The organism is Actinocrinis sp. (assembly GCF_035938995.1).
Lineage (GTDB): Bacteria > Actinomycetota > Actinomycetes > Streptomycetales > Catenulisporaceae > DASZGI01.
On sequence record NZ_DASZGI010000239.1, the window covers coordinates 18,145 to 29,246 of the forward strand.

The following is an 11,102-nucleotide window of genomic DNA, read 5'->3' on the forward strand; positions in this document are numbered from 1 at the left end:
AGTAAGTATCACGACACGCCGTGACGTAGTCCAGTGTCTACTTTGTGAGCAGTCGGTGTCCGCCGGAGGATTTACAAAAGGGCGCGCGGACGCACCGGGATCTGCTAGGCGGCACTTCAGCAGGACGGAGATTTCCCCCCGAAGCGCCGCCGCGACACCATCCCAGCAGCGTCGCGGCGCACGCAGTATATAAGATCATTGCTAAGAAGAGCCGCGCGCCAGGGCTGGGAGCGCTCTCGGGAGCGGTCCGCCACCTGGGCGGCAATCACCGCCAGTGGCGCCAGCACTGCCCGAAAGCGCTGCCCGTTCTGCCCTCAAGTCTCGTCCGACGCGGAACAGTGGTTGAACCTTCGAGCATCCATTGCCTACCGCGTCAGGGATAGTCGACGCGTTCTTTCCTCCGGCTTCTCTCAGAATCAGTTGACACGAAGCGCCGCGGAAGAATGCCACGAGCGAATCGCGATGCTTCTGCCCGGGTTCGCGATTCCGTCGCACGCGCTTACGTCGTGATCTGGAGATTATTCTCGTCACAGCCGTTGGCTGTAGACCGCGACCGGCAGTTTGACGCAGCCGAGGCTCTCGTACAAGTCCCAGGGCGTGGAAGACGCCCCCGCCGGTACCGATGCGGACCGCCTCGGCGTCGAGTAAGCGCATGTACCGACGCGCCGGGCCAGCTCCTCCTGGGTGAAATCGGCGACCCGCCGGTGCTCCTACGGAGGCATGCTCGCACAAGGCAGTCGTGAGTCCGCCGCGACGATGGTCTGCGGCGGTGATGGTCCACCGCAGCAGTGGTCCGCGGCGGTGAGATGGGCGATCTGCATCGGCGGGCTCACGCACGCCCAGAGGGGGCGGCGTGAGCCCGCCGTATTCGGTCGCATTCGAGGCGCGGCCGGCCCGCCCGACTGTGCTCTCTAGGTCTCGGCTCTCTGTGTCTCGTTACGCAGCGATCGCCGGGAGCAGCGTCTCCGTGTATCGCCACAGCAGGGACGAGTCGTGCACGTGGAAGGCGGCGCCGTTCCAGAAGGTGTTGCGGTGGCCCTGCAGCGCGTACAGCGAGCTGTAGAAGCCCCCTGCGATGTCGGCGGCGCTCACGGTCAGCTCGCAGGGGCTGTGGCTGGCGAAGCCGACGAAGTTCGGATGGGTGGCCGGCAGCGTTCCGGCGGCTTGGAGCCGGCCGATCGCCTCGACGATCATCGCGCGCGCGGCGCTGTCGCTGACGGTGTAGGGGGTGCCGAGCCAGGCGTCGAACAGGCCGGGGATGTTGCTGCCTGCCAGAACGTACACCGCGGGCAGCGGCGGCAGGTTGTAGGGCGTGTCCGCCGCGACGTTCTGCACGGTCAGCGTGTTCGGGACGCCGGGCAGGCTCAGCAGCGCGGCGTAGTAGTTGGCGTGCTGGAACCGGCTGAACAGCGAGGACTCGGTGGTGTCGAGGCCGAACGGCGCGAGCGCGTTCAGCAGCGGCGGAATGGTGATCACCACCTTGCCCGCCTTGATGAGGACCGGCCCCGAGGGTGTGCCGGCGAGCAGCGCGACACCGTCCCCGTCGCGCTCCGCCGCGATGACAGTGCTCTCCAACAGGACGTCCTGGCCGAGGAAGGCGCCGGCCTGCTGGTACAGGCGGATGTTGTCGTGATCCGGGGTGGTCAGGAACGAGTTGTTCAGGATGGACCCGACGACGTCGAGACCGAAGTACTTGAGTATGTAGACGGTCGGCAGGTTCAAGATGCCGTTGAAGAAGCCCTGTCCGTACTCGAAGGCGAGCTGGACGATCGAACCGAGGTTGTTGGCGGCGGCGAAGTCACCGAACGGTTGCAGCAACTCGGCCGGGACGGGGTCGGGCAGGTCCCAGCCGGTCGCGAGGTACGGATACTGCTGGAGGATGCCGTAATACTCTCCCAGTGCGATCGGCACCGGCGGCGTGTAGCCCGGGATCACCCGGCCGGTGCGGAAGTCGGCGAATGCGGTGGTGCCCGTGCCCTGGAGGATGTCGGTCACCAGCGGAACGCCGAAGCGGGCGAAGTACTCGCGCACGACCGGAATGTCGTGGAAGTCGCTCACGCCGAAGTCGGTCGTGAGCCCGGTCGCCGGGTCCCGGTAGGTGTTGACGTGCCCGCCGAGGTGGTCCTGGCTCTCGATCACCGCGACGCTCTTGCCCAGATCGCGCAGCCGCACCGCGGTGTACGTACCCGATGACCCGCCACCCACCACGACGACGTCGCGTTCGATGATATGGCTCACATCAGCGCTCGACGCCCAGGCCGCGGCGGGCCTGGCCGCCAGCGCCGTCGCGGCTGCGGCGGTGCCGACGGCCATTGTCCTCAGTGCCTGTCGACGTGTCGGCTGCATGACTTTCTCCCTCGAGGATCCCAGCTATGGGCGCGATTGGTTGACTCCTGCGGCAAACTCGCGCCGATAGTATGCGAGCGAACCTCATGTTGTCAGCGCCCTGAAGTTCGGCCGTCACTCAGGCAGCGCGTAAGCCCCCGCGGCGATGTCCTCGAAGAGCGTCGGGCCCGTCGGCGTCCAGCCGAGCACTTCCCTGGTACGCGTGCTCGTCGCGACGATGTCCATCCCGAAGAAGCGTCCGATCCAGCCGAAGTGGGACTCGGCGTCCTGCGGCGCGACCGCCGCCGTCGGCAGGCCCAGGTAGTCGCCGAGGGCGGCGGCGATGTCGCGGGACGGGATGCCTTCCTCGGCCACCGCGTGCACCCGCGACCCCGCCGGAGCCTTCTCCAGCGCCAGCCAGACCATCCGCGCGGCGTCGGAGCGGTGCACCGCCGCCCAGCGGGTCGAACCGTCGCCGATGTAGCCGGCCACCCCGCGCTCCTTCGCGATCCTCGTCAGCGTCGAGGTGAAGCCGTGATCGCGCGCGCCGTGGACGGTCGGCGCGAAGCGAAGCGCCACCGGGCGCACCCCGCGCTCGGCGTAGGACAGGGCGAGGTTCTCGCTGCCGCCGCGCATGGAGTCGGCACCGTGGAACGGCGATGCGTCGTCCTCGGTGAGCGGCCGCCCGACGACACCCGAGGCCAGCCCGGAGGCGATCAGGAACGGCCGGTCGCTGCCCGCGAGCTCGTCAAGCATCCGCTGGACGGCGGCGTGCTCGCTGCGGCCGGCCGCGACGTAGTCGGAGAAGTCGTGCTTGAAGGCGAGGTGGACGACGCCGTCGGCGGCCGCGGCCGCTGAGGCGAGACTGTCGAGGTCGTCGAGGCTGCCGCGGTGAGCGGTGATGCCCTTCGCTTCGAGCGCGGCGGCCGAGTCGTCGGAGCGGGCGAGGCCGACGACCTTGTGCCCGTGGGCGAGCAGTTCGTCGGAGACGGCGGAGCCGATCCAACCGGAGGCACCGGTGACGAAGACGCGCATGATGTGCATCCTTCCGAGAGCATGACAGTTACTGACATCAAACGTACCACGTGATGTCAGCCGCTGCCATCGTTAGACTCGTAGGCATGGGCCGCTGGATGCCGGACGCGCAGGGGCGGATGATCCGCGCCGCGATGGAGTTGTTCGCCGAGCGCGGCTTCGAGCAGACCACCGCCGTGGACATCGCCGAGCGCGCCGGCGTCACCGAGCGAACGTTCTTCCGGCATTTCGCCGACAAGCGCGAGGTCCTGTTCGACGGTTCCGCGACCATGGTGCACACGGTGCACGAGGCGATCCTGGCCGCACCGGGCGACCTCTCGCCGCTCGAAGCTGCGCTGACCGGGATCGTCGCGGCCGGCGACCTGCTGGAAGAGCGGCGCGACCACGCCGTGCGCCGCTCCCGGATCATCGCGGCCAATCCGAGCCTGCAAGAGCGCGAACTGCTGAAGCTGGCCGCGATGGTCGACACGACGGCCGAGGCCCTGCGCAAGCGCGGTGCACCCGAGCCCGCGGCCGACCTCGCCGCCCACAGCGCGGTGACGGTCTTCCATGTCGCGTTCGCTAGCTGGATCTCGGAGCAAGCGCAGCCCAGCTTCGCCGAATGCGTCGCGCAGACCACAGCGGCGCTGCGCAAACTGATGTAGCAGAGCCCGGAGTCACACCGTCACACCGCCGCGTGAGGAGGCGTGCCGGGTCGGCTGTATCAGGTCAGATCAACTCATGACGTCGATGCCGTAACGGTCGGCCAGCCGCTCGACACTGACCACACTTCCGCTCAATGTCATCAGGTCGGGATCATCCGCAAGCGCGACGACCGCGCGCCCGACCCCCTCCATCGACTGCGAGTCGACCAGGTCCAGGTGCTCGGCGAACTGCATGACCCCCTCGGTGCGCACCAGCCCGGGATGCAGCGCGAGCGACGCGACTCCATGCGCGCGCAACTGCACCGCCGCCGCCAGCGCCAGGCGGTCATCAGCGCTCTTCGCCATCGCGTAGGCGGCGCAGTACGGAGCCTGCTCGGCCTCCGGAACGGCGAAGGAAACCGTCACCACCAGACTCCCGGACGTCGCTATCAGCAGCGGCGCACACAACCGCAAGGCGACGTAATGCGCACGCACCCCGGCGGCGAACATCGCATCGAACAACTCGACGGGCTGCTCCCACAGCGGGGCGTTCCACTCCGCCCACGCCCCGGCGTTCAGCCGCTCGTACCCGCCCCACACGTTGTTGACCAGCAGATCCAGCCGGCCGCACTCCGCGTCGATGCGCTCGGCCACCGCCGCGACCGCCGTATCGTCGCCGTGGTCGCACACCACCGCCACACCCCGACCGCCTGCGGCACTCACCTCCCGCGCAGTCTGCTCGACCGTGCCCGGCAGATGCCCGGTGCGCCCGGCCGCGCTGGACCGAGCAGTCACGTACACCACCCAGCCAGCGCGGCCCAGCGCCAGGGCAATCCCGCGCCCGACTCCCCGGCTGGCCCCGGTCACCCACGCCACCCGCTCGCCGCCGCTCCCCACCATGCGCGTCACGGGGGAGACGCTAACGTGCCGATACGACAGATCCGCGATTGCCCGTCCATCCCCGCCGCGGCGTATCCTCAGATCTTCCAGACGACGCCGGTCAGCTCCTCCGACAGCGTCCACAACCGCCTGGCCGTCTCGATGTTCTTCGCCGCCTCGATCGGCTGCACCTCCACCGGGTGACCGCGGTTCTCACCGAACCCTTTCGGGCCGTAGAACTTCCCGCTCTGCGCCTCAGGATCGGTCGCGGCATAGAGCTGGCCCAGCGCGCCCATCTCGACTCGCTGCGCGAGCAGCAGGTTGCCGAGCCGCATCATCTGCTTGGACAGCCCAGTCGGCCCGGAAGACTGAAGATTCGTATCCGAATACCCGGGATGCGCGAGGATCGAGCGCACCGGACTGCCTACCGCGCGCAGGCGGCGATCGAGCTCCAGGCCGAACAGCACGTTCGCGAACTTGGACTGCGAGTAATACCCGGCGGGCGAGTAAGAACGCTCGCCGGTCAGGTCGTCGAAGTGGATCGAGCCGCGCTTGTGCATGGTCGAGCTCACCGTGACCACGCGCGGATCGCGGCCTCGCGCGATGGTGTCGATCAGCAGGCCGGACAGGGCGAAGTGGCCCAGGTGGTTGGTGGCGAACTGGGACTCGAAGCCCGCGGCGGTCAGGCGGCGCGGCGGCATCATCACCCCGGCGTTGTTCACCAGCACGTCCACGGCGATCCCGTCATCCGCCAGCCCTTCGGCGAATCGGCGTACCGAGTCCGAGTCCGCGAGGTCGAGCAGGCGGTACTCCGCGTTCGCTCCGGGATGGGCGGCCTTGATCCGGGAGACCGCGTCAGCGCCCTTCGCGTCGGTGCGCGCGGTCAGCACCACCCGGCCGCCGTGTGCGGCGAGCCGCCGAGCCGTCTCGAAGCCGAGTCCGCTGTTGGCCCCGGTGACGACGAAGGTCCGGCCGGTCTGATCGGCGATCCGGTCTGCCGTCCAGCGTTCCATGTGCCCTCTCACTCCCACTCTCGATCGCTCGGCTCTTGCCGCGCTCCGCGCGCCAGCCTCTTTCGTGCACAGAATGCCTGCGGCGACACTCAGTGTCAACCAAGACCCACCGTGCCCTTAAGGGCACGAGACCGCATGGGAGTGCTACCGTGATCTGATGCGCTCCAGCCCACGGCTACTCGCCCCGATGACCATCGCGGAGCGAAAGCGGCAACTGGTCCGCGACCAACTCGGCGAGGCCGCGCTGCGCCTGCTGGCCGGCCAGGGCTACGAACAGACCACGGTCGACCAGATCGTCGCGGCGGCCGGAGTGTCCCGCCGCACCTTCTTCCGGTACTTCAAGTCGAAGGAAGACGTCGTGGTCGAGTCCGTCAGCGACCTCGGTGCGGCGATCCGCGGCGAACTCGCCACCCGGCCGGACCACGAGAGCCCGCAGGAGGCGCTCCGCGCGGCCTTCGCCGTCGCGATCGAGCAGATGGCCGAGGAGCCCGCGAAGTCCTTGCCGCTGATCCGCCTCGTGTTCGGCACCCCGGCGCTGCACCGCCGCTTTCTGGAGAACCAGTCCGTCCTCCAGGAGGAGCTGGCCGCCGAGCTGGCCCGGCGCGAAGGACTCGACGCGCGCGACGACCTCGGGCCCGCGCTGGCCGCGGGCGTCGCCCTGACCGCGTTTCAAGTCGCCGTGGAATCCTGGACCCGGCGCGACGGCGACGGCGACCTAAACGCCCTGGTGGACGAAGCCTTCGCGCTCACCAACCCGGGAGCGGCAACGCAGCGGCCGTCGGCGACGGCTGATTGAAATCCGGCACCCCCAAGAGCGAAACCCGCGCCGCGACGGGGGCACGAGGGCCCTCCCGGTCTCGGCCCGGTCGGCGCGTGCGCCTCGCACGCGCGTCTCGATTTACCTCAGTGCACCGCGCTAGGGCTTGCGGCCAAGTACCCTCCAAGCGCTTAATCTCAGTATAAGTCGGTAGGGTCGGACTCCGACGGTGCGCAGGAGCTCCGGCCCGGCCGGACGGGGCATAGCAGTAGCGACGGGATGGACATCATGACTAAGGGCACGCCGCCGGTGCAGAAGGGCGCGGTACAGCAGCCCGAGCCCGACGAGGCTCCCGGAGAGCTGGCTCGCAAACTCGGCAGGTTGTTCCTGCTGCATCCACACGACGGCAAGCCGTACACCGCCGCGGACGTCGCCGCGGCGATCAACGAGAAGGCCGGGAAGAACATCATCTCCGCGACCTACGTATGGCAGTTGCGCGTCGGCCGCGCGGACAACCCGACCGTGAACCGGCTCAAGGCATTGGCCGAGTTCTTCCACGTGCCGGCGGCCTACCTGCTCGGTGGGGACGACGAGCTCGACCGTCGCACCGAGGCGGAGTTGGACGACCTGGAGTTGATGCAGCATCACCGGGTGCGGCAGGTCGCTTATCAGATGGCCACGCTGGCCGACGACGGGCAGGCGGCCGTCCAGGATCTCGCACTGCGCATCGCCGAACTGCCGGAAGAGGGCCGCGAAGTGCTGCTGAAGGTGCTCGCAGGGCTGGAAGACGCCTCAAAGCTCGCCGCGCGCCTGTCGAACAACGACCGGGAGCGTGTATAGCGGAGCCGGTGTGTCGGCGAGGGCGCGTCGGGGGCGGCGGGCGCTCTTTTCCGGCGGACACGTGGGCAAAGAGTCATTGTCGACCGTGGCGGGACCAGTATGATGGTGCCGCCAGATCGAACAAATCTTCGAGCACTGCACGGGTAACACACGTTCTTGGGTGTTCGATCGGCACACGACGTTGCATGCCTGACACCCAAAGTAGCCAACCGGTATCAGCTATTTGTTCTATGCGGTTCAGCCTCACGCACGGGCGGGCGCGGGGCAAAGGTTCGGGGAGGGATGGGACAATGACAGACAGCTCCCGTAACCGCAGGCCACAGTACGAGGACTCAAATACGGACGCTGCTACGGGTTCGGTCCCGCACAGCAGGCAGCACAGCGAATCGATCGCGCGCGCGGGAGGACGCACGATCGACCCATTGGCCGTTTTGCACAACCTCAGGGCCACGCTCAAGGACTCTGGAGAGGTTGTTTTCGACGCGACCACGTTCGTCACGGCCTACGGACAGACCCGTGGGCGGGCTGTCATTGTGGAGGACGCCTGCCTATCCCGGCGTGGAGTGCTGGCCGAGACCTGGATCTGCGAGACCTACGACGTGATCCGCGTGGACCGGCAGGTGCCGCGGCGCAACCGCGACATGGTGATCCTTCTGCAGTGGGCGAACCTCCACTACACCCCCGCCGAAGGATCTGAAACGGCGGCGTCTTTCGAAGTCCTGGCGGCGGCCGTGGCGCACCACAACGCGGTACCGGGCCGTCCCTGACGCGCACCTTTGTCAACCAGCAGGGGCGAGCCCTGATCAGTAACTGATCAGGGCGCGACGTTCGGGGGAATGCACAGTTCGGAGTTGGCTGTGGGTGCCGCGCTCACCAGCACGGCACCCACGGCGGCGAGCGCTCCGCCGCCGTCCTCGGGCGGCGGCGGAGCGGATGATCGTGGCGTTCACGGGAGCTCAGTGCATCTCCGGCTGAGCGATCGTTTTCTTGTCGATGGCGCGCGATCCTTCATCGTACAAATGTTCGACTCCGCGTTCGACGGCAGCCGTGGTCTGAACGGACAGGCGCGCCTCGGCCGCCGCCGCCCGGCGCACACGGCGTGCCCGCAGCGCGGCGAGCACAGGGCAATGCCATGCGGCCTCGCGGTGCAGGTCGGCGATGGGCTCGCCGTCGAGCACAGGGCGACGCCGCGCGGCTGCGCGACGAAGGTCGGCGATGCGCTCGGCGGCGAGCGCGCTGAGCAGCGGAGGGTAGGCCATGATCAACGCTCCTGACTCACGTTCTGGTAGAAGTCCGTCGATTCCAGTTCCCGCACGGCCGCGTACGCCTGATCGATCTGCCGCGTGGTGTCGGCGGTCAAGTAGACGGTGGCGGGGCTGGAGAGCAGGTCCACGGTTTGGCGCACCGCTGCGCCAGGCGCCGGGGTGTGGACGCATCCGGCTACTCCCGGGATCCGCAGCAGTTGCTCGATTGAGTCGTCGCCGATTCGACCGTTCACGGGGCACTGAAGGAACAGCTGCGTGACGGGCGCGTAAGGGTAGGGAGCGCTCGCGCGGGCGGCGTGGGCGCCGGCCGAGTCGAGCGCGGCCAGCACAGCGGCGTCGGTCTGGCTAGTGCCGATCGCCTTGTGCATGAGCGCGACCGAGTCACCGCCTTGCAGCCTCGCCCCGGTCTCGATCAGGACCGGCCCGCGGGCGGTCAGCATGACCTCGCTGTGCGCCGGGCCGTACTCGATGCCGAGAGCGTCGAGGCAGGCTCGCACGTATCCGGACAAGATCGGCACGCGCGCATCTTGCGGTGCGAGCAGATCCATCCGGTCGTAAATCATCCGCCCGTCGCCGAGGTCCGTTCGCCGGTCGTGCCAGACCTCGACGAGCCGGTGGACCCCGCCGCGCGAGACGGTGTTGACGGCGTACTGCTCACCGCTCAGGTACTGCTGGACGATCACGGCCTCATTGCGCCGGCCGAAGAGGTTGCTCGCGTTCAGGACGTCGGCGGCGAAACCCGAGACTTCCGCCATGCTGTGCGCGATCGTCACCCGGTCGCTGGCAGCGGAATCCGCCGGCTTGACCACCAACGGCCAGCCGCCCAGCTCGGATGCGCACTTCTGGGCATGCCCGACACTGAACGCACGCATGGTCCGGGCGTGCCGCACACCGGCGCGAGCGAGTGCGCCGGCCATGGCGAACTTGTCGCGCCGCGCCGTGGAGCTGGACGGGTCGTTGCCGGGCGCGCCGAGCCGGGACGCGAGCCGATCGGCGACCGGGACAGCGGACTCGGAGCCGGCGAGGACGTGGCAGACCTGAAGCTGCTTCAGGTACCGGGCGACCTCTGCCGGATTCTCGTCGTAGTCGATGACTGCGGCGTACTGCTCGCTGCGCAGTCGGCCGGGCCACTCGGAGGGCGGAGCTATCGTCAGGACGGCCACCGCCTCGAAGCCTCGCCTGGCGAACGCGGCGGCCAGGTGCTCGCCGGTGGAGTAGGGATCGACGATCGCCACGCGGCCGGTGTCCACTGGAACGCTCCCGGATAGCAGAGCAGAAGCGGGTCTATGCTGGATCATGATGTGCGTGTTCATCTATTACCTCCCGGTTCAATGGAGACAGGCTGGACTGAGCGGTGTGGGCGTGGGCACACCACCGCAGGTACGAGCAGACCGGCCATAGCGAGCAGCAGCGCGGCGCCGGGCCATCCGGCACCAGGCCGCAGCACGGTGCCGGCAAGCACGGCAGGTCCGGCGGCCATCGCCAGCCCTTGCCCGAGGCTGAAAAACCCCTGATAGGTGCCGGTCGCCTCGGTCGGGGCGAGGCGATAGCTGAGCGTGATCGATCCGACGGCCTGGCAGAGCTCTGCCGCAGCCAGCGCCAGCGCGGCGAACGCCACCAGCACCGCGGCCGTGGCCGGGGCGCGGCCGGAGGCTGCCGCCAGGGCGAGGCACCCGGCACCGGCCGCGATCCCCGCCACCGCCATCGCACCCGCCGCGCGGTGCGTGGCGGCCGTGCGCCGGCTGGCCGTGGGCTGGAGGGTGGTGACCACGAGCGTTGAGATCAAGGCCGATGCCCCGACCATCGCCCGCGGCGCCCGGGTGTGCCCGACCACCCACAGCGGCAGCGCGAACTCCGCGATGCAGAACTGCACCGCTGTTACGGCCCAGAGCCCCGTGAGCGTGACATAGCGCCGATCACGCCACGGCTGCCCCCGGCCCGAACCGGGGTCCGAGTGCACGACGTCGGCGGCCGGATGACGGGCGCGCACCAGGACGGCGAACAGGGCGGCCAGGGCGAACGCCACCCCCGCGCCGAGCAGCGCTAGCCGGTAGGCCCAAGCCGTCCCCCACGTCGCGGCGAGACCGGTGACCGGGGTGGCGAGCGCGTAGCCGACGTTTCCGATCCGGTAGAGCCGCGCATTCGCTCGAGCCGGGTCGTCGGGATCGACCAGCGCCGCGAGCGCCGCGCGGGCGGTGTACGCACTCTGGCATGCGGAGCCGTAGAGACAAGCGACGCCCAGCGCCTCAGGCACAGTGCGTACGACGACGAAGCCGAGGGCAGCCGCAGCCAGCGCCGCGAGCGCGATGGCGAGGACCACCTGCGGCCTACCGCGGTCGCACGCCCGCCCGGCCGGCACGGCCGC

11 protein-coding genes are annotated in these 11,102 nt (G+C 69.0%); 4 read left to right on the forward strand and 7 right to left on the reverse strand.

Features of this window, described 5'->3' with window-relative positions:
- Positions 1-936: 936 nt before the first annotated feature.
- Positions 937-2,313, reverse strand: coding sequence for an NAD(P)-binding protein (locus VGZ32_RS16925; RefSeq protein ID WP_326887021.1), 1,377 nt, complete (start codon positions 2,311-2,313; stop codon positions 937-939).
- A gap of 147 nt (positions 2,314-2,460) precedes the next feature.
- Complete coding sequence (locus VGZ32_RS16930; RefSeq protein WP_326887022.1) at positions 2,461-3,360, reverse strand: SDR family oxidoreductase; 900 nt, start codon at positions 3,358-3,360, stop codon at positions 2,461-2,463.
- Positions 3,361-3,446: 86 nt separating this feature from the next.
- Here VGZ32_RS16930 and VGZ32_RS16935 point away from each other — a divergent pair, with 86 nt between their 5' ends.
- On the forward strand, positions 3,447-4,004 hold the full coding sequence (locus VGZ32_RS16935) for a TetR family transcriptional regulator (RefSeq protein WP_326887023.1): 558 nt from the start codon (positions 3,447-3,449) through the stop codon (positions 4,002-4,004).
- A gap of 69 nt (positions 4,005-4,073) precedes the next feature.
- On the opposite strand, the gene VGZ32_RS16940 is transcribed toward VGZ32_RS16935, so the two are convergent.
- Both VGZ32_RS16940 and VGZ32_RS16945 read right to left on the reverse strand, forming a co-directional pair.
- Positions 4,074-4,883, reverse strand: coding sequence for an SDR family NAD(P)-dependent oxidoreductase (locus VGZ32_RS16940; RefSeq protein WP_326887031.1), 810 nt, complete (start codon positions 4,881-4,883; stop codon positions 4,074-4,076).
- Positions 4,884-4,960: 77 nt separating this feature from the next.
- Positions 4,961-5,875, reverse strand: a complete 915-nt coding sequence (locus VGZ32_RS16945) for an oxidoreductase (RefSeq protein WP_326887024.1) — start codon at positions 5,873-5,875, stop codon at positions 4,961-4,963.
- Positions 5,876-6,032: 157 nt separating this feature from the next.
- Between VGZ32_RS16945 and VGZ32_RS16950 the strand changes: the two genes are divergently transcribed.
- The 3 genes from VGZ32_RS16950 (at position 6,033) to VGZ32_RS16960 (ending at position 8,239) form a co-directional block, all read left to right on the forward strand.
- Positions 6,033-6,671, forward strand: a complete 639-nt coding sequence (locus tag VGZ32_RS16950; protein WP_326887025.1) for a TetR family transcriptional regulator — start codon at positions 6,033-6,035, stop codon at positions 6,669-6,671.
- A gap of 249 nt (positions 6,672-6,920) precedes the next feature.
- The gene (locus tag VGZ32_RS16955) at positions 6,921-7,472 is read left to right on the forward strand and encodes a hypothetical protein (RefSeq protein WP_326887026.1); all 552 of its coding nucleotides are present in this window, start codon (positions 6,921-6,923) and stop codon (positions 7,470-7,472) included.
- 422 nt (positions 7,473-7,894) lie between these two features.
- Positions 7,895-8,239, forward strand: coding sequence for a hypothetical protein (locus VGZ32_RS16960; protein ID WP_326887027.1), 345 nt, complete (start codon positions 7,895-7,897; stop codon positions 8,237-8,239).
- 189 nt (positions 8,240-8,428) lie between these two features.
- On the opposite strand, the gene VGZ32_RS16965 is transcribed toward VGZ32_RS16960, so the two are convergent.
- The 3 genes from VGZ32_RS16965 to VGZ32_RS16975 all read right to left on the reverse strand — a co-directional run.
- Positions 8,429-8,731 (reverse strand): hypothetical protein, encoded by a 303-nt coding sequence (locus VGZ32_RS16965; RefSeq protein ID WP_326887028.1) that lies wholly within the window; start codon positions 8,729-8,731, stop codon positions 8,429-8,431.
- 2 nt (positions 8,732-8,733) lie between these two features.
- Positions 8,734-9,987 (reverse strand): ATP-grasp domain-containing protein, encoded by a 1,254-nt coding sequence (locus VGZ32_RS16970; RefSeq protein WP_326887029.1) that lies wholly within the window; start codon positions 9,985-9,987, stop codon positions 8,734-8,736.
- A gap of 59 nt (positions 9,988-10,046) precedes the next feature.
- Positions 10,047-11,102, reverse strand: a 1,056-nt coding sequence (locus tag VGZ32_RS16975) for an MFS transporter (RefSeq protein WP_326887030.1), incomplete at its 5' end; no start/stop codon positions are given.